Below are 18112 nucleotides of genomic sequence, written 5' to 3' on the forward strand. Positions count from 1 at the left end.
CCCACCCCCCACGTATGAGGGAGACATGAAGTTCCACGGAGTGCTGTTCTTCCCGGTCACGCCTTTCGCGGCGGACGGTTCCCTGGACGAGGAACGGCTCGCCCAGCACATCGAGTCGGGCGTCGCGGCGGGCGCGGGAGGTGTGTTCGTCGCCTGCGGCACCGGCGAGTTCCACGCCCTGTCGGCCGACGAGATCGAGCGGGCCACCCGGGTCGCGGTGCGGACCACGGCCGGGCGGGTCCCGGTCTTCGCGGCCGCCGGCGGTCCTGTGCCGGTCGCCCGGGACCAGGCCGCCCGCGTCGAACGCGCCGGCGCCGACGGCATTCTGCTGCTGCCGCCCTACCTGGTCGGCGCCCCGCAGCAGGGCCTGGTGCGCTACGTCCGGGAGGTCACCGCGGCCACCGCGCTGCCCGTCGTCTTCTACCAGCGCGGCACCGCCCGGCTCACCGAGGAGACGGCCGCAGAGATCGCCGCCCTGCCCGGGGTCGTCGGACTCAAGGACGGCATCGGGGACATCGAGCGGATGCACCGCGTCGTCCGAGCGGTGCGTGCCGTGCCGGGCACGGAGGACTTCCAGTTCTTCAACGGCCTGCCCACCGCCGAGCTGACCGCGCCCGCCTACCGGGGCATCGGCGTCGAGCTGTACTCCTCGGCGGTGTTCGCCTTCGCCCCGGAGATCGCCCTGGCCTTCCACCGGGCCCTCGCCGAGGACGACGAGGCCCTCGTCTCCCGGCTCCTCGACGAGTTCTACGGCCCCCTGGTCGCCCTGCGCGACGAGGTCCCCGGGTACGCCGTGTCGCTCGTCAAGGCCGGGGTGACGCTGCGCGGCCTCGATGTCGGCGGGGTACGGGCTCCTCTGCTGGATCCGGCACCGGAGCACGTCGCCCGGCTGTCCAAACTCATCGACCGCGGTCTGGAGGTGGTCGGCGCATGAGCCCGACGCGTATCCGGGAGCTGATCATCACCCCGATCGCCTTCGGTGACCCGCCGCTGCTCAACTCCAACGGCGTGCACGAGCCGCTCGCCCTGCGGATCATCCTCCAACTCGTCCTGGAAGACGGCACGGTGGGCCTCGGCGAGTCCCCGGGCGGCACCGCCCGGCTGGAACGGCTTCAGGCCGCGGCGAAGGTGGTGGCCGGCATGGACGTCTTCGACACCACCGCCGTCGCCGCCGCGATCGACTCGGCCCTGCTGCCGGCCGTGCCCAGCTCCCACGAGCGCGGCTGGACCACCTCGGCGGTGGAGGTGGCCTGTCTCGACGCGCAGGGCAAGCTGCTCGGCCGTCCGGTCAGCGATCTGCTGGGCGGCAGGGTGCGCGACGCGGTGCCCTTCGCGGCGTACCTGTTCTACAAGTGGGCCGAACACCCCGCGCTCGACGGCCGTCCGGCCATCGCCGACGACTGGGGCGCGGCCCTCGACCCGGCGGGGATCGTGGAGCAGGCCCGGCTGATGCAGCAGCGGTACGGCTTCAGGTCGTTCAAGCTCAAGGGCGGCGTGTTCCCGCCCGACGAGGAGATCGCCGCGATCCGGGCGCTGGCAAAGGCCTTCCCGGGGCAGCCGCTGCGGCTGGACCCGAACGTGGCGTGGACGGTGGAGACGTCCACGTATGTCGCCCGTCAACTCGGCGGCGTACTGGAGTACTTGGAAGACCCGACCAAGGGCATCGAGGGCATGGCGGAGGTGGCGAAGAAGTCGCCCATGCCGCTCGCGACCAACATGTGCGTGATCGCCTGGGAGCATCTGAAGCCGGCCGTCGAGCAGGACGCGATCCAGGTCCTGCTCACCGATCACCACTACTGGGGCGGGCTGCGCCGCACCCGGGAACTGGCCGCCGTGTGCGAGGCGTTCGGGCTCGCCCTGTCGATGCACTCCAACTCGCACCTGGGCATCAGCCTCGCCGCGATGACCCATGTCGCCGCGGCCATCCCCAACCTCGACCACTCCTGCGACACGCACTACCCGTGGAACTCGGCCGACGACGTGATCGTGCCGGGCGTGCTGGAGCTGCGCGACGGGGAGGTCCGGGTGCCGACCGGCCCGGGGCTGGGCGTCGAGCTCGACCACGACAAGCTGGAGCAGCTGCACCGGCGGTACGTCGACTCCGGGATGCGCGGCAGGGACGACACCGGCTACATGCGGCGGATCCAGCCGGACTACGAGCTGCGGCTGCCCCGCTGGTGAAAACGGGCGTGCGCCCCTCCGCGCGGAGGGGCGCACCCGGTCACCTACTTGGACTTGGGCACCTTCAGCCGGTCCCAGGTGAGCTTGCCGGGGATGCCGTCGGCGTCCTTGCCGGAGAAGCCCTGCTTCTGCTGCCAGAGCGCGTAGGAGCGGCGGTCGGCCTCGCTCCAGTCGGGGCTCGGCCCCTCCTCGTAGCGGCTGCACCCCTCGGCGACCAGACGGCGGCCCATCGCCGTGATGATCGGGGAGCGCTGCCCGACGTGGAAGAACGCGGCGCCCGGGAACGGCTCGTAGGACGGCTTGGGCGACGGCTTCGGGTCGGGGGCCGGCTTGCCGCCGCCCCCGCCGCCCTTGAGCCGCTGGGCTATGCGCTTGCGCATGGCGTCCATGGTGAAGCCGCGCGGGTCGACCTTGCCCGGCTGCCACTCCTTGTGGCCGATGACGGAGCGCTCGGACCAGCCGTGGTGACGGCAGATCGCCGCCGACACCTTCTCGATGGCCTCCTTCTGCGCCTCGGGCCAGGGGTCCTTGCCGTTGCCGAGGTTGACGCACTCGAAGCCGTAGAAGTGCCGGTTGCCGTCGGTGTCGGCCTCGTTGTCGGCCGGCAGCTTCGACTCGTTGATCACGGCGCGCAGGACGTCGCCGTCGCCGAGGCCGGCGTGGTTGGCGCGGCCGTTGCCGACCAGGTGGACGTGACCCTTCTTGTCGATGACGCCGTGGCACAGCGGGCCGGGCAGGCTGGAGTAGCCGTCGTAGCAGATGTCGACGGAGGCGGCGGTGCCGGAGGTGACGGTGTGGTGGATCATCACGCCGTTCACCGGGCCCCAGGGGCCCTTGCTGTTGCGGTTGTGGGTGCGCCAGTTGCGGACCTCGTGGACGGTCAGGCCCTCGGCTCTGAGGATCTCCACCAGCTTGGACGCGCTCAGGGGCTTGGCCATCAGTTGTCTCCTTCCACGGCGGCTTCCGCCTCGGCTGTGGTCTGGGACCGCCCGTGGGAGGGGTCCTCGGCGGCCAGTTCCTCGCGGTGGGCCTGCTCCTCGGCCGCGAGCGTGGCCTCGTCCGCGGGCGGCATGCTGCTCGCCAGCGGGCCGAACGCCAGGCGCAGGTCGACGGCGCTGCCCTCGCCCTTGATCAGCGCCAGCGGGGCGAAGTGCCGGGCGATGCCGGCCGGGCCCTGGAGCAGCGGACGGCGGGCCGCGTCCACCGGCCACTCGACGTTGCCGGTGGCGGTGCGGGCGGGGACGGTCCAGTGGTCGCCGGTGCGGTAGGTGCCGCCCTTGGCGAAGTACACCTCGACGCCGTCCTCCAGGGGCAGCCACTCCCCCTCCGTGACGGGGACCGCGCCGCCGCGCAGGGCGGTGGTGCGGCCCTTGCGCTTCGGGCCGCCGCGGTGGTCCCAGCGGCGCAGGTACGGGTTCAGGTGCGCGAGCCGCCCGACGCCCGGGGCGGGTTCGGCGGACAGGCGGACGCGGCGGCCGGGCAGGTCCACTTCCTCGACCCGCAGCAGCGGCAGGGGCTCCAGGCGGGAGGCGTAGGCGGTGTCGACGAACTCCACGTGGTCGCCGACGTCCAGGTCCAGCTTGTCGTCGTGACCCAGGGACGCCAACTGCACCCAGGTGCCGTCCAGTTCATCGACGGGGAAGACGACGGAGCCGTTCTCACGGGACCACTTGAAGGTGGCGTCCTTCGCCTCGCCGCCCTCGTGGACCTCCACCCGGTACAGCTGGTTCTCCGGACCGCGGTAGCGGGCGTCCGGCTTGACCAGGCACGGGTCCTCGTCGGCGTGGTCGGGCCGCTCGCTGCGGGCGGCGAGCCGGGCCGAGGGGGCCGACCGGCGCTGCGCCCAGCGGGTGAACGCGGCGCGGACGACGTCCTTGGACGGGTCGGTCTCCTCGATCTCCAGCGCGGCGAGGGACAGCGGCAGCACCTGCCAGACGACCTTCAGCCGGGCGGCGGTGTCGGGCATGGCCGCGCCGAGGGCGACCTCGCGCAGCGCGGGGTCCTCGGCCGCGGTGACCGAGCGCTCCCACACGTTCAGGTAGACGACGAACGGCGTCTGGGCGGGCGAGGGCAGCCGGTCGCCGGGCTTCTCCGGGTCGCGGAAGCCGTCGGGCTGGTCCCAGTAGGTCCAGTGCGCGGGCGGCTCCGGGGCCGGCTCCTCGCCGTCCTCGTCGGTGACGGGCACTCCGGCGGCCGGGCGGCCGGCGTCGCACAGGATGCCGTCGACGTAGTAGCGGCCGCCGTGGATGAGGAGGGTGTCGATCTCGTGCTGACCGCCGACGTACTCGATGCGGAAGCCGGCGGCGTGGCGCGGCCCGCCGTGCGGTCCGATCAGGTCGGCGGCGATGCTGCGGGCCTGGTGGAGCTGGATCGCGGTCTGTTCGTTGAGGTCGGCGTCGAGCTGGACGCGGCCCTGCTGGGCGACGACCGCGGAGTAGTGCCGCTCCGGGCGGAACGTGGAGCGGGAGAGGTCTGCGTGCATGAAGGGTGTCCCCCCTGGTTCAGAAGTGCGGGTTCACAAGGTCGGTGGCGGGTGCGCGCCTCACGTCACGAAGAAGATCCCGGCGTCGGTGCCCGCGGGCGTGTACTCGGCGAGCCGGGCCCGCAGGCCGTCCTCGCGCTGCGGCCGGTACAGGTCGTGGAAGGCACCCATCTCGGCGCCGTCGTCCGCGCCGCGCCTGATCTCCTCGGGGCAGCGGTCGGCGAGCAGCCCGTACCAGGGCGTGCCGTAGCGCTGGGAGGTGAACAACGGCCTGATGCCCTGGGCCTGTTCGGGTTGGCAGCGGTGGCGGCGCGGGGTGCGGGAGCCGGTGGGGACGTAGGAGTGGCGCAGGCAGCCGATGCCGCGCCGGGCCACGTGGAGCCGGCCGGTGAAGACGCTGTTCTCGGCGATCTTCACCGCGTGCGTGTGGATCTCGCCGATGACGGTGGTGCGGTGCAGGTGCAGTACGGCGTGGGCGTGGCGGCAGTCCGGGGCGGACAGGGCCTCGCGGTCGTCGGCGGTGGCGTCGAGGACGCTGTCGCGGATGTGGATGTCGAGGGGGTCCTCGCTCACCTCGTCGCCGATGACCTCGATGGTGCCGAGGATGCTGTGCTCGATCTGGAGGCAGGCGGTGGTGCGGTCCAGGACGATGCTCGGCTCCTCGGGCGAGTGCGGCTCGCACTCGGGCTCCAGGGACCAGCCGGGCACGAGCGTGCTGTGCCGCAGGACGACGGCGCCCATCGCGCCTGCCACGTTGATGCCGCGCCCGGCGACGAGCAGCCCGTCGAGGACGACCCGCGGCCGCTCGTGCGGGGCGCAGTCGTCGGACACCGCGCGGATGTTGAGGGCGTCGGGGCGGTTGCTGTACCAGTCGAGGAGGCGGACGACGGGGCGGGTGCCCTCGGCGGCGCGCAGTTCGAGCCGGTCGCCCGGGTCGAGGTCGAAGTCGAGCTGCTCCTGGTAGGCGCCGCTGTGCGTGATCTCGATGATGCCGGCGGGGCCGGTGCGGTCGGCCCGGCGGTCGTGCTGCCAGGCCCGGTAGGCGTCCATGATCTGCCGGTAGGGCTGTCCGGGCCCGACCCGGTACACCTCGGCGTCGGGACGCGCCTCGCGGTCGCGCTCGTACTCGCCGCCGCCCATGTCGGCGGCGAACGCGTAGTGGTAGTCGACCCACACGCCCTGCCGGGGCGCGGAGCGCGACCCGAAGGCGATCCGGCCCAGCTCGGGGTCGACGGCCACCTGGCCGCGCTTCGGCCGGTAGCGCCAGTCCGACAGGTCGGCGACCACGATGTCCGAGGGCGGTACGGGGTTGTCCTCGCCGTCGAGGCGGATCACGAAGCTCTTGCCGGGGCCGTAGTAGTCGAGCAGCCGGTCGTGCAGGAGGCGGCGGGTGACGAACGCCGGCACGTTGTCGGCGGTGGCGATGTGCGCGGGCGAGGGCTCCGGGAACGGCTTGGTGACCAGCGGGGTGTCGTTGCCGAGGATCGAGAAGGTGTAGAGGTTGCGGGCCCGGTCGACGCAGTAGGCCGGGCTCCGGGTCAGCGGGTACGCCTTCAGCCGCCACACGAAGAGCGCGACGCCGGCCGGGCTCCAGCCGCCCTGCCGATGCCGTGAGTCGGCGCGGCGGACGTCGACCGTACGGGCGGAGTTGGCGAACGGGCCGCCGTCGAGGGCGAGTTCGGCGCCGTCGCGCAGGTCGGCCAGCCGGCCGCGCTCGCCGCGGTGCGTGCCGGTGCCGTACAGCTTCACCGGCTGGGTGTGGGCGACCTGCCGGGACAGTTCGACGGCCCGCGCGGGCCAGCCCGCCACCCGCTCGGACAGCTCCTCCAGGAGGTGCAGGGTGCCCTTGCGGCGGCGGTTCGCGACCGTGGCGGCCACGTCCCGGCGCGGGGCGACCGCCTCGGCGAGGGCCGCCCTGCCGCCCTCGTGCAGGCCGGTGGTCAGGACGCGCTCGTAGCCGGGCAGGGTGCGGTAGCCGACCAGGTCACCGAGGTACGGCAGCACCCAGGGGGCCGCCGTCTCCACGAACAGGTCCTCGTAGCCCTGCTGGACGCCGTCGCGGACGCGGTCGATCTGCTCGGCGATCACCGCGAGCAGTTCGCGCAGCGGCCCGCCCTCCTCGGCGTCACGCAGCAGGTGCCAGCGGGGCAGCAGTTCGGCGAGCCCGTCCGGTTCCCTGGGCACCACCGGGGCCGGTGTCTCCAACTGGGTGTCCGGGGACATCACTTGACCTCCGTCAGAATCAGGGTGTCCGCGGCCCGGGGCGACAGCAGCGCGAGCTGGGCCGGGCGGATGCCGCGGAAGACGTACACCGACCGGCCCTTGGGCAGGCGCCGGGTGTCGGTGATGTCGGGGTTGAGGCGCAGGAGTTCGGCGAGGGGTACGCCGTAGCGGGCGCAGATCTCCGACAGGGTCTCGCCGTCGTCGGAGCGGACGGTGTGGGTCTTCTCGTCGTACGTCGCCGGGTGTGCCGGGACGGTCGCCCTGGGCGGGCCGGGCCGGGTGAGCAGCTCGGTGAGCTCGTCCGGGCCGGCGGAGGCGGGCACGCCGGTGAAGACGTCGACGTCCACGTAGTCGACGCCGGGCACGGTGTGGGCGGTGGCCAGGACCTCGGAGAGGCGGGCGGGGCGGCCCAGCTCCCTGCCCTCGAAGCCGAGCCGCTTCAGCAGGGCCTGCCGCAGGCGCGGCTCGACGATCTGCCAGGAGTGGTCGGGGGCCACCTTCACCTTGGCGGCGATCAGCAGCAGGACCAGTTCCCTGCCGTCCACGCGGACCGGGAGGTTCGCGTCGCCGTACTCGGTGAGGGCGCCGCGCAGCGCGCGCAGGGTGTCGGAGTCCGGCGCGATGGGCACGTCGTCGGTGCCCGCGACCGTCACGTGCAGCACGCGCCGCCGTCCGTCGAACAGTTCGCGCGCCGAGGCCCGGCCGATGCCGGCCCGGGAGCGGGCGAAGTCCTCGTAGTCGGACTCGGAGACCAGCCGGTCCAGGGCCGAGACGGCCAGCGGGACGGTACGGCGGGTCAGGCCCGGGCCGTCGGCGTCCGCGCCGCCGGTGGCCGGGCGCGGGTTGGTGACCGCGGTGACACCGAGGGGCCGGGTGAGCGGCTGGGTGACGCGGCCCGCCGGGACGTTCGCGGCCTTGCCGGTGCCGAAGCGGTAGCGGGCGCGGACGTTCTCGTGGCCGGAGGGCAGCCGGGCGCCGTGCACACCGTCGCCGAAGGTCACGGTGGTACGGCCGTCGGCCGTGGACCCGGTGATGTAGACCCGCTCGGTCGGGCCGCGTCCGGCGAGGCTGTCCACCTCGTGCCACAGCACACCGTCGACCCGGACCTCCAGCACAGGTGTGGCGCCGAGCGGATTGTCGTCGGCGAGCCAGGTCAGCGGGGACTGCCAGAGCGCGAAGGTCTGGTTGACGCGGTCCGAGTCGCCGCTGCCGATGGCCTCCTCGCGGCTCTCGCCGTGGGTGGCCTCGACGACGTTGCCGAGGATGCGGACCGTCTCGCGGCGGTAGCGGTGGGCGAGGTCTGCGGTGAACGTGAGCCGGGTGTGGACGTGGTCGCCGGGGATCCGGCGGTCCGCGGCGGGGTCGGCGGCGGCGATCGTGACGACCTCGGTGGCCCGCACCCCGGCCGTGCCGGGGATGTCGCTGCGTTCGCCCTCGACGATGAGCGTGCGGCCCGGGCGCAGTCCGTCGTACAGCTCGGCGAGTTCGATCTCGTTGCCGTGTACGTCCTCGCCGAGCGGTTCGTCGGCGAGGCGCAGCGGCTCGCCCGCCGCGTGCACGGTGGTGTCGCGGATGTGCGACAGGAGCACGTCGAACTCGTCCAGCCAGGCGTGGGCGAGGGTGAGTTCGGTGCCGCGGCCGGTGATGCCGTAGTTGGTGTACGCGGCCGTGCGCACGGCCGTCACCTGGGTCGTGACGAACGCCAGCCTCGGATCGCCGGGGACGCCCTTGTCGGCGCCCTTGGCGGGCCGCTGGATCGCCACCCAGCTGCCGACGGTGATGCCCTCGTGCACGGTGTCCAGCTGGAGCGTGCTGCGGTTGACCTGCTCCGGCTTGGTGGCGATGACGATCTCGACGTTGGGTTCGGCGCCGGCCACCGTGTACTTGAGGCTGACCTCGTGCTCGCCGTGCGTGAACTGCTCGGCGGCGCCCGGCCGAAGGGCGATCTGCTGGGACGTGCCGTTGTGGACGCCGACGTGGACCAGGCCCTCGTCGTCGGGCCGCGACACGAACAGGGTGCGCTCGGGCAGGCCGGAGTGGAGGCGGGCGGTGACGCCGGGTTCCTGGGAGTCGGCGGGCCGCCGGTTGAGCCAGTTCAGGTCGCGGTCCTGGCCGGAGCGCACGGACAGCTCGACCTGGCCGGGACCGAGCGTGAAGGTGACGGGCTGGGTGACGGGCAGGTTCTCCGCGCGCTGGTCGGAGCTGCTGCCCTCGACGTACTGGAACTCGGCCCGGACCGGGGTCTTGCCCGCCGTGTCGTACACGACGCGCATGGTCGCCAGCACCGCTCCGGTCAGCGGCCAGTCGGCGGTGCGGATGACCCGGCCGCGGTCGTCCTGGACCGGCTTGAGCGGAGCCGTGGCGCCGAAGGGGGCCGCGGTGACGCGCAGGGCGAGCAGTTCGCGCAGGAGCTGCGGGGCGCCGGGGGCGGCGGCCGTACGCCAAGCGGGGTAGAGGCTGCCGAGGCCGGGGTTGAGGGCGGAGAGGAGGCGGGCGGTGTCGGTGCCGGGGAGTTGTCGGCCGAAGGTGCCCACCGGGGTGGGCGTGGTGGCGCGAAGGGCGGGGAGTATGGCGCCCAGGGCATCCCAAGCGGCGGTGAGTGCGTCGTCCCTGAGGGGCGCGGGCCGTGCCGATATGCGGCTCCGCCGCGTGGGCGCGACCGGCCCAGACGGTGCCGCAGACAACCGACGGCCCACCGAGGCACCCTCCTCGACCGTCTGCGCGGGCGCCAGCTCCAGAGCCCGATCCGCGAGTTCCGCCAACACCGCCTCCAACTGCTCGAACCACTCCGCCACGTCCTCATACGGCTCGGCCAGCACCTGAGCCTCACCGAGCCGGGCGAGAGGTTCCGCGAGCCGGGCCGCGAGCCGCTCGGGGGTCTTGACGCCGTCCAGGTCGGCCCGCAGCGGGGCGAGGACCTGGTCCTCGAAATCCTCGATCAGCCGGCTGACCGGACGCGGGTTGGGCACCTCCGGGGTCGGCGGCTCCTCCCCCGGCTCCCCCGGCTGCACGGGCGGAGCCGTCCAGCGCCGCACCTCGTCCACGAGTTCCCTCAGGCTCGGCGGCGCCGACTTCGGCAGGGAGATCGCCGTGACGTCGTCGTCCCGGTCGACGCGCGTGTTCGCCACCGGCAGCAGCTTGCGCTCACCGCCGGCGCCTTCCCCGAAGACGAACAGCAACTGGTCGCCGGTCCGCAGGGAGTGCGCGGTGCCCTCGACGAACAGCTCGGAGCGCTTTTCGAGATCCCGCGGGGTGACGAGCGAGGGACGGCGGCGGCGGACCTTGAGTTCGTTGAAGTCCCAGCGGGCCGTCAGGTCCCGGCTCGTCTCGAAGGTCAGCGACTCCTCGTCGGCGGACGCGGGCACGCTGTGGCTGCGCGCACCGCGCGGGATCAGCACGTTCTGGGCCTCGGCGCGCGGGTCGCGTTCGAGGGTGTACGCCAGGTGCGTGGCGGCGGCGACGCCGGGGCGCGGCCGGTGTCCGACGAGCCGGCCGAGGAGCACCAGGGAGCGGTGTTCGTTCGCGGTGCGGACGTAGGCCTCGTCGGCGGTGCGCTCGGAGTGGAAGGTGAGCAGGTCGCCGAGGACGGCGGTGGCGTCGAGCAGGCCGATCGCCGGGTCGTCCGGGGTACGGACGGTGAGCCGGTTCAGGGCGGGGTAGGCGGGTGAGGCGAGCCGGTCGAGCAGGGCGGCCAGGAACGAGCCGTACTCGCCGACGCGGTAGTCCAGCGCGGTGCGGCCGGGCGGGTTGTGCAGCGGGGCCGGCGCGAGGCGCTCGTCGTGGCCGCCGCGGCAGGCGCCGCCGCAGCCGCACTCGTCGGTCGCGGTGACCGGGTGCGTGTCCGTCATCGGGCACCTCCCAGGGATATCGCCAGCAGGCCGTTCTCCGGCCGGTCCGGGTCGTTGTCGCAGGTGGCGATCTCCAGCGGGCCGAGCCGCAGCACGCCGTCCTCCCTCTCTCCTCGGTCCTGTCCGTGCAGCCGCCGCAGCCGGGTGACCTCGACGCTCGCCACTCCGGGCACGGCCGCGGCGACGGCGACCAGGCGGCTGAGCCGGACCGGTTCGCCGAAGGTGAGCGCGTCGGAGTGGAAGAAGCCGAGCCGTCCGCCCGGCAGCCGTCCGCTGCCGAGCACGCGGTACAGCTCGGCCAGGATCTGCCCGTGCTGGTGACCCGGCTCGGCGCACACCGTGAGCGCGATGTCGAGCGGCACCAGGCGGGCGGGGCCCACGACGAGGTCGTGGCCGATGCGCCGGTACGTCTCCAGCGCCTGGGCGACCGAGTCGAGCAGCTCCGGTGACGGGGCCGCGGTGCCGTACGCGTCGATCGCGATGTGCGCCTCCTGGACGCTGCCGGTCCAGCGGAGGGCGGCCGCCGCCCGCTGCACGCCCGGCAGTTCGCCCGCGAGGGCCGCATAGTCCTCGGCGGTCACGGCGCGCAGCCGGGTGCGGCGCAGGTCGAGCGGGGCCAGCTGGCGTACCTGCTCGACCGGTTCGGGCCGGGTGCCGCCGACTGCGGGCAACGGGTTGCGTACGGCGACGGCCGGAGCTTCGCAACCGCTCTGCACGACGAGGTGGTTGATGGCCTCGGCGCCGACGTTGCCGGCGGTGCCGCCGCCGAGCCGGTAGCGCAGTGCCAGCCGGGTGCCGGGCGTGGGCTCGGCGCCGTGCCGGCCGTCGCCGAAGCGCAGGGCCAGACGGCCGTCGTCCTCCAGTTCGCCCACGAAGTGCCGCTCGCGCGGACCGCTGTCGAGCAGGTCGCGGCGCGGCTCCCAGGTCTCGTCGTCGCCCTCGACACGTACGGCGGGCAGCGCCCGGCGCGGGTCCTGGGCGAGGGCGGCGGTCGCCGATCCGCGCAGCACCGTCTCCTCGGGGTGGAGGCCGGCCGCGTAGGCCGGGCCCCAGCTGTGGGCGATCTCCCAGGCTATGTGCCCGTCGAGGACCGTGCCCGCGCGGGCCCGGGCGGCGAGGACCTCGACGCGGCGCAGCTTGGTGTCGAGCAACTGGTCGCTGCGGTACAGCAGTTCGCGCAGGGCGCGGACCGGGTGGCGGCGCAGTTCGAAGCGTTCCAGCACGTTCAGGCCGTAGACCACGGCGAGTTCGGCGATCTCCCGCTCGCCGAGCCCGTCCCGGTCACGGGCGCTGCGCCACAGTTCGACCAGCCGCTGCCGGATGCGGCCCGGGATGGCAGCGATCCGTTCGGCCTGCCCGGCGGCGACGGTGCCGGGGTCGGGGAAGGGCACCGCCTGGGTGACGGGCGTGCGGCCGAGGACCGGGCGGAAGCGGGGCGCGATGCCCGGGTAGACCGACTGGGCGAGCAGGGTGCGCAGCGCGGCGGTCTGGGCGTACGCCGTGCCGGGCACGACCTGTTCGTGCCGCTGCCCGGCGCTCTCCAGACCGAGGCCGGCGCGTGTGGTGGCTCGCTCACCGACGACCTCGAAGAGTTCGCGGACGTCGTCGGGGACGAGCGCCCGGCCCGACCGGGTCTTGTCCGTCAGGGCGTTGATGAGCCGCGCGGGTGCGTTGCCCTCCTCGGTGTCCCGGCAGCCGAACGCGGGTGGATCGCAGGGGGCGGTCACGGCGGGCACGGGCGGCACGGTGACCGTCTCGGGCAGCCCGGTCAGGGTCCGGCCGTGGTCGACGAGGACGACGTTGCCGCGGGCGAGCGTGACGTCCTCGACGGGCAGGCAGTCGCGTCCGCCGCGCGTGGTGAGGCAGAGCGGGAAGCGCAGCGCGTCCTGGGCGGCCCAGGTGACCTCCAGGACCGGCTGGTCCTCGATCCGGTCCAGGCCGGGTGTGACGGAGGTGAGACGGACGGCCTGGCGGTGGCTCGGGTCGGCGTCGCCGGGGGTGCCGGTGCGCGGGCCCTTGGCCTCCTCCAGGACAATGACGTCGCCGGGCTTGAGGTCGAGACGGCGCTCGCGGCAGGTCTCCGGGTCCACCCAGGCGTCGCGCAGGGTGGCGGCGGTGGCGCCCTTCGGCAGGGTGCACACCTCGCCGCCCCACGTCCACAGCCGGATGGCGTTGTGCGCGACCCTCAGCTCCAGCGGATCGGTGGCGACGACCGGTTCGAACACCTCGACCGAGCCGCGCTCGTCGAGGTCACCGAGTTCGCTCTCGTCGATGACCGTGCCCGGCTCGGGGCGGTCGTGCGGGTCGAGGCTGCGCACGTCGACGGAGGCGAAGCGGAAGGTGCCCGGGGCGAGCGTGAGGTCGTCCGCGGTGCGGACGGTGACGTAGGCGCGGGCGTTGCAGCCGTCGTGCATCGCGTAGTCGATGAGCCGCACGTGGCGGCGTACGGAGACGCGGCGGCGGGCGGTGTCGAGGTAGGCCTCGGTGGCGACGGCGTCCTGCTGGTAGCTGATCTGGTCGCCGGTGTACGCGAGGAGTTCGACGAGGGTCGTGCCCAGGTCGGCGGGGTTGCGCTCGACCCAGTCGGGGGTGGTGAGCGCGAGCCGGTCCAGGAGCAGTTTGCGGATGGTGTCGTAGTCGCGGGCCGTGTAGTCGATGACGGGCGCGGCGGGGAAGTCCGGCTCCGGCTGGTCCTGGTCCTTGCAGTCGAAGGGCGTCGGGCAGTCGGGCCGGAAGGAGAACGTGGCGCTGTGGTAGCGCTGGTCGAAGCCGCGGTACGGCTCGGTGCCGGGCCGTCCGTACGGGTCGGCCTCGACGAGGGAGAGCCGGTAGCGGGAGGTGTCGCCGGCCTTGTCGAGGGTGACGTAGAGCCGGTCGTCGAGCTCCGGGTCCTCCTCGCGTTCGACGCTGACGTCGACGGCGGTGATGCCGGTGACGCGCCGGCCGCCGTCGATGCGGACGTTCTCGGGGCCGAGGCCGTGCGGGGCCTTGCCGAGGAAGGTGACGGTGAGCAGCAGGCCGTCGTCGCCGGCCTCGACCGTATCGACTCCGTTGAGCTGGGCGGCCCGTACGCGGGACCGGCGGGACGCGGTGGTGGTCATGCCGCCCTCCCTTCGAAGACGTCCTCGTGCCGGGTGCCGGTGGCGCGCAGGGCGTACGACAGGTACACGCGCACGACGTGGTCCTCGCTGACGACGTCGAGGGCTTCGACGTCGATGAGGTCGCCGAGCCAGCTCTGGAGCGAGGCCTGCACGGAGAGTTCGAGCGTGCTGATCAGTTCGGGGCTGTTGGGTGTGAACACCAGGTCGAGGAGCCCGCAGCCGAAGTCGGGACGCATCACGCGCTCGCCGGGGCTGGTGAACAGCAGCTGCTCGATCAGGTCGTGGACGTGTTCGCCGTGGGTGGCGTGCGCGGTGCGTCCGCGGCGATCCGCGCGGAACGGGAAGGCGATGTCGCTGCGGGGGCGTGTCCCGCGGCTCGTGGGACTCATCGGACGGTGACCTTTCGCTGCGTGCCCTGGACGACGGGCGGTCCCTGCGGGACGAAGGCCGCGGTGAAGCACTGGGCGGCGGAGATGTCGAGCAGCACGGGCGCGCCGTCGACGGTGATGCCGCTGCCGTCCGCGGTCCAGCGGACCGTGACGCACGGCACGGGCACCCTGTCGACGGTGTGCGGGCAGCCGGTGACCACATAGCTGTGCGCGGTGGTGGCGACGGCGGCGCCCGCGACGCGTACGCCGCCGGCCGGTGGAGTGGGCGCCGTGACGCGCCCGCCGTGCGGGCAGCCGATCACGGCGGCGGTGTCCAGCAGACTCCCGGATGTTCCGGACACGTTCTTCGTTCCCCCGTTTCTATCGCTTGGACGCGACGGTCAACTGGCCCTCGTTCACGTCCACCTGGTCGCCGCGCAGGGTGATTTCCGCGCCCAGGCCGTTGGAGATCACGATGGCTTCCTTGGTGATGCGGATGTACGCCCCGCCCTGGGCCTGGAGCAGGATCCCCTGGTCGGCGCCGGGCGGATCGCTCATCACGATCTTGTGCGCCTCGGGCGTCTGGACCACGACGGGCTTGGCCTGGGACGCCGGCTGGACGAGCCGGCGGGCGTCGGGCGGCAGTTCGGCCTGTTCGCCGTACCAGCAGCCCGTCCACACCGGGAAGCTGGGGTCGCCCTGCTCGAACTCGACCCACACCCCGGCCCCGGGCGACGGCACCACGAACTGCCCGGCCTGCGGCCCCGTGAACGGCAGACAGGGCAGCGCCCAGGTCGACGGCTCGTCGCCCAGGACGTCCGGGACCTCGACGGTGATGCGGCCGATGTGCAGTGGATCGTTGTTGTCCACGACCCGTCCGCGGAACTTGCCGAGGTAGCGATTGCCGGGTGCCGCCATGTGAACTGCTCCTGGTCGTGATGATCGGTTCGGGTGGATCAGGGCCCTGGCGCGGGCGCTGATCAGGGCTTGGTGCAGGCGCTGATCAGGGCCTCACGTAGGGGCTGCGTGCTTCGAGTCCCTCTCGGGAGAGCGTGAAGTTCTGCCGGAAGGAGCCCGGGCGCAGGGTGTGCGTGACGGACTTGACGTAGTAGTCGCCGTCGTACGTACGGCCCGAGCCGCGCACGCCGACCAGCTGGCGCGGCTGGAGGATGTAGCCGTGCCGGTTGACGTCGAGCGAGCCGGAACCGGAGATGACGTCGGCGGACACGGCGGCCCTTGCGAGCAGTTCGGCCTCGGCCTGTTCCCGCTGCTGTTTGGCGGTACCGGAGAGCGTCTTGCGTTTCAGGGCGGGGGTGGGCCGTTTGCCGAGGGGCGGCCGCAACGGGCTGATCGGCGGTTGCGGCAGCAGGGTCGACTGCCGGGTCCCCGGGTCCTGCCAGCGGGCCTGCGGCTCTTCCCGCGCCGTCCCGTCGTAGGCGAAGGTCAGCTGGTCGACGGTGGAGTTGGCGTCCATGTTGACGTTGAGGGCGTGCTGGCGGATGCCCAGGCGGACCTCGGGCCCCCAGCGTGCGCTGCACTGTCCGGGGGCCGGGCCGGGCTCCAGGTAGAAGGTGTAGCCGTTGGCCCGGGCCAGGTCGTTGATGTACTGGAGGTCGGTGCCCGTCTGGTAGTGGACACGGAGGTCCTGGTGCGGGGGCTGGGTGACCTTCTCGGTGTACACGTCGGGCCGGATGCCGTAGCCGGAGTAGCGGCGCAGGATGGTCAGGACCCGCTGCGACGGCGGCATGTTGGGGTACCGGTCCGTGCGCTCCTCCAGGTCCATGACGAGGGCCAGGTCCTCGCCGGTGACGGTGAGGGTGGAGTGCCCCGGCTGGTTGCTGGCCCCGACCTCCTGGCGCACGATCAGCCCGTCGAACAGCACCTCGGGCGTGCCGCGGACGGTGACGGTCACGACGAGACGCGTCTTCGGGTCGAAGAAGCCCTCGGGCAGCAGGGTGCGGTTGATGAGCCCGTTCTTGGTGAGGTCGAAGGCCAGCTGGAAACCGCTGCGCTCCCCCGCGGTTGCCGTGATCTGGGCCGACAGCAGGGCCTCGGTCACCTCGGCGGGGACGGGGCGCACCAGCTGCGGTCCCATGTGCAGGGTGACGTGAACGGGGCCGCGCCCCACCGGCAGTTCAGACACGCCGGTCCCCCCGCGGGAAGTGCCCGGCGAGCGGGATCTCGACCTCGCTGCCCGGCTCGGCGGTCAGCTCACGCGGGTCCAGGACGGGGTTGGCGTCGGCGATCCGCCACCACTGGCCGGGGTCGCCGAAGTAGCGCTGGGCGAGCAGGTCGGGACGCTCGCCGGTACGCACGGTGTGCGCCTGCGTGTCCTCGCTCTCGTCGAGAGGCGGGAGCAACCGGCGCTTGGTGTAGCGCACTTCGGTCCCGTCGGGCTGCCGGTGCACCCCGATCTCGGCGTCGTGGTAACGGCTGGTACGCGGGTACGGGTGTGCCCCCGGTATCGCGTCAAGCGCGCTCTCGTACGGTTCGATGCCGGCCATGTCCGGTACTCAGCCCCTTCCCACCGCGATGTCACCGGGCCTGAGCCCCAGCGATCCGAGCCCCGCGGTGCGTGCCGCGCCGGCGAGGCGTTCCTTCTGCGCGAGGTGCGCGTAGTACAGCTCGGCGCCGGGGTGGCCGAGCGGCAGGTCACTGACGGTCAGCACCTTGAGGCCGATGCTCAGGGAGGCCCGGATGGGGTTGAGGTTGACGTCGAAGGCGGACTCGTTGATGGACAGCTCCGTCAGCCGCACGGGCATGACGCGCTTGCTGCCCCAGGTGAACAGCGTCAGCGGCATCTCGATCGGACTGATCTCGATGGTCCCCTTCTTCGACAGCCGGCTCGCTTCCCTGAGCTGCGCGGAGGTCGGCTGCACGAGCATTTCCAGCACGGCGAGCTGGGGGTGGATACCGTCGGGAGCGGCGATCTCGAACTGGTCGGTTGCGTCGATCTCGGCGGTGAACTTCCACGTTTCCTGGGCCGGCCCCTTGAGGCGAAGGGCCTCGTTCCTGTCCCCGTTCCCACTGCCTCCTCCGCCGGAGTCGCCGCTGCCTCCTGCGGACTGGGGCGAGAGGCTGCGTTCCAGGGTGTCGGGGTTGAACTGGAGGACGATGATGCGTTGGGGGGTGCCGCGTTCGGGGTCCAGGAGGACTATGCCGGAGCGGATGGGTTTGGGGATGTCTGCGTAGCGGGTCATGGCCTCTCCTCCATGCGGCGGGCGGGGTTCAGGTCATCCCAGGCAGGGAGAAGAGTCACCGTCGTGCGTCCCATCTCTGCCGCAGGGGTGTGTAGTCGTAGTCCGGGAACACCTGCGGTAGGACGTCGAGCATTCTCGCTACGCGTTCGGCCGTCCGCTCGAACTCCCAGTCGTCGAGCGGCGCCTCGGTGTAGAGGTGCTGCCAGCCGAATGCGCCCTTGGTGAGGCGGAGGAGTTCTACGTATGTGGTGTAGTCGAGATCCATCTGCCACAACCCGCGCACGTGATCGGAAAACCACATTTCGGGAGTCGCCGTCGTCCCGGTCTTCATCCGGATCGCGGTGAATGAACCAGCACCCGTGAACGGGGCATCATCAATGACGTGAAGTTCCGCTCCGACACGCTGCTCCTCGTCCGAGTAGAGAGAAGCGTCAAAACTGGGCGGGTCCTCGCGCAGGGCCTTCGCCAAAGGCGTGAGAAAGAATTCACCGGTGACCACTGGATAAGGCTCTACGGTCTGCCACTGGCTTCCGAACTCGGAGAACCGAAGGATCTGCTCAGAACCAGGCACGATGGCATCCTGGAGCAACGGCCCCCGGGTGTCCCGAAGTACTCGAACTCCAGAATGCTGTCGCAACTCCTCCTGGACGCGGACCCATTCCTGCTCCCACTGCGTCAAGTTCTGCATACCGCTTCCCCTTGCCATCAC

General features: G+C 72.5%; 14 protein-coding genes. 2 read left to right on the forward strand and 12 right to left on the reverse strand.

All coding sequences use genetic code 11. The features are described 5' to 3' along the window. The first annotated feature begins 25 nt into the window (after positions 1-25). Positions 26-934 (forward strand): 5-dehydro-4-deoxyglucarate dehydratase, encoded by a 909-nt coding sequence (locus QC385_RS01575; RefSeq protein ID WP_279539405.1) that lies wholly within the window; start codon positions 26-28, stop codon positions 932-934. Further along, positions 931-2181 (forward strand): glucarate dehydratase family protein, encoded by a 1251-nt coding sequence (locus QC385_RS01580; RefSeq protein ID WP_279539406.1) that lies wholly within the window; start codon positions 931-933, stop codon positions 2179-2181. Before QC385_RS01575 ends, QC385_RS01580 begins: the two co-directional genes overlap by 4 nt. Before the next feature lie 44 nt (positions 2182-2225). Here QC385_RS01580 and QC385_RS01585 read toward each other — a convergent pair whose 3' ends face one another. From QC385_RS01585 to QC385_RS01640, 12 genes are all read right to left on the reverse strand, one after another. Further along, complete coding sequence (locus tag QC385_RS01585) at positions 2226-3119, reverse strand: peptidoglycan-binding protein (RefSeq protein WP_279539407.1); 894 nt, start codon at positions 3117-3119, stop codon at positions 2226-2228. After that, a complete protein-coding gene (locus tag QC385_RS01590; protein WP_279539408.1) occupies positions 3119-4663 on the reverse strand; it encodes a DUF6519 domain-containing protein in 1545 nt (514 codons plus the stop codon). Before QC385_RS01590 ends, QC385_RS01585 begins: the two co-directional genes overlap by 1 nt. A gap of 60 nt (positions 4664-4723) precedes the next feature. Further along, positions 4724-6886: a hypothetical protein gene (locus QC385_RS01595; protein ID WP_279539409.1), complete on the reverse strand. Its 2163-nt coding sequence runs from the start codon at positions 6884-6886 to the stop codon at positions 4724-4726. Beyond that, on the reverse strand, positions 6886-10734 hold the full coding sequence (locus QC385_RS01600) for a putative baseplate assembly protein (protein WP_279539410.1): 3849 nt from the start codon (positions 10732-10734) through the stop codon (positions 6886-6888). The genes QC385_RS01595 and QC385_RS01600 overlap by 1 nt, the downstream gene beginning before the upstream one ends. Further along, positions 10731-13835: a putative baseplate assembly protein gene (locus QC385_RS01605; RefSeq protein ID WP_279539411.1), complete on the reverse strand. Its 3105-nt coding sequence runs from the start codon at positions 13833-13835 to the stop codon at positions 10731-10733. Before QC385_RS01605 ends, QC385_RS01600 begins: the two co-directional genes overlap by 4 nt. Beyond that, positions 13832-14224, reverse strand: coding sequence for a GPW/gp25 family protein (locus tag QC385_RS01610; protein ID WP_086854390.1), 393 nt, complete (start codon positions 14222-14224; stop codon positions 13832-13834). Before QC385_RS01610 ends, QC385_RS01605 begins: the two co-directional genes overlap by 4 nt. Further along, on the reverse strand, positions 14221-14565 hold the full coding sequence (locus tag QC385_RS01615; protein ID WP_279539412.1) for a hypothetical protein: 345 nt from the start codon (positions 14563-14565) through the stop codon (positions 14221-14223). The genes QC385_RS01610 and QC385_RS01615 overlap by 4 nt, the downstream gene beginning before the upstream one ends. Before the next feature lie 19 nt (positions 14566-14584). Next, a complete protein-coding gene (locus QC385_RS01620; RefSeq protein ID WP_279539413.1) occupies positions 14585-15121 on the reverse strand; it encodes a phage baseplate assembly protein V in 537 nt (178 codons plus the stop codon). An 85-nt stretch (positions 15122-15206) separates the two neighbouring features. Next, the gene (locus QC385_RS01625) at positions 15207-16346 is read right to left on the reverse strand and encodes a hypothetical protein (RefSeq protein WP_279539414.1); all 1140 of its coding nucleotides are present in this window, start codon (positions 16344-16346) and stop codon (positions 15207-15209) included. Then, positions 16339-16707, reverse strand: coding sequence for a hypothetical protein (locus QC385_RS01630; protein ID WP_279539415.1), 369 nt, complete (start codon positions 16705-16707; stop codon positions 16339-16341). The genes QC385_RS01625 and QC385_RS01630 overlap by 8 nt, the downstream gene beginning before the upstream one ends. A 9-nt stretch (positions 16708-16716) precedes the next feature. Next, positions 16717-17403 (reverse strand): hypothetical protein, encoded by a 687-nt coding sequence (locus tag QC385_RS01635; protein ID WP_279539416.1) that lies wholly within the window; start codon positions 17401-17403, stop codon positions 16717-16719. A 55-nt stretch (positions 17404-17458) separates the two neighbouring features. Continuing rightward, positions 17459-18091: a hypothetical protein gene (locus tag QC385_RS01640; RefSeq protein ID WP_279539417.1), complete on the reverse strand. Its 633-nt coding sequence runs from the start codon at positions 18089-18091 to the stop codon at positions 17459-17461. Positions 18092-18112 lie beyond the last annotated feature (21 nt).

It is taken from the genome of Streptomyces sp. DH10 (assembly GCF_029813805.1).
Classification (GTDB): domain Bacteria; phylum Actinomycetota; class Actinomycetes; order Streptomycetales; family Streptomycetaceae; genus Streptomyces; species Streptomyces coeruleofuscus.

Excerpts from the sequence above, each read along its gene's own strand:
- QC385_RS01580 (WP_279539406.1), top strand. The coding sequence starts at position 931 with ATGAGCCCGACGCGTATCCGGGAGCTGATCATCACCCCGATCGCCTTC.
- QC385_RS01590 (WP_279539408.1), bottom strand. The coding sequence starts at position 4,663 with ATGCACGCAGACCTCTCCCGCTCCACGTTCCGCCCGGAGCGGCACTAC.
- QC385_RS01630 (WP_279539415.1), bottom strand. The coding sequence starts at position 16,707 with ATGGCCGGCATCGAACCGTACGAGAGCGCGCTTGACGCGATACCGGGG.
- QC385_RS01605 (WP_279539411.1), bottom strand. The coding sequence starts at position 13,835 with ATGACCACCACCGCGTCCCGCCGGTCCCGCGTACGGGCCGCCCAGCTC.
- QC385_RS01585 (WP_279539407.1), bottom strand. The coding sequence starts at position 3,119 with ATGGCCAAGCCCCTGAGCGCGTCCAAGCTGGTGGAGATCCTCAGAGCC.
- QC385_RS01635 (WP_279539416.1), bottom strand. The coding sequence starts at position 17,403 with ATGACCCGCTACGCAGACATCCCCAAACCCATCCGCTCCGGCATAGTC.
- QC385_RS01595 (WP_279539409.1), bottom strand. The coding sequence starts at position 6,886 with ATGTCCCCGGACACCCAGTTGGAGACACCGGCCCCGGTGGTGCCCAGG.
- QC385_RS01610 (WP_086854390.1), bottom strand. The coding sequence starts at position 14,224 with ATGAGTCCCACGAGCCGCGGGACACGCCCCCGCAGCGACATCGCCTTC.
- QC385_RS01620 (WP_279539413.1), bottom strand. The coding sequence starts at position 15,121 with ATGGCGGCACCCGGCAATCGCTACCTCGGCAAGTTCCGCGGACGGGTC.
- QC385_RS01600 (WP_279539410.1), bottom strand. The coding sequence starts at position 10,734 with ATGACGGACACGCACCCGGTCACCGCGACCGACGAGTGCGGCTGCGGC.
- QC385_RS01575 (WP_279539405.1), top strand. The coding sequence starts at position 26 with ATGAAGTTCCACGGAGTGCTGTTCTTCCCGGTCACGCCTTTCGCGGCG.
- QC385_RS01640 (WP_279539417.1), bottom strand. The coding sequence starts at position 18,091 with ATGCAGAACTTGACGCAGTGGGAGCAGGAATGGGTCCGCGTCCAGGAG.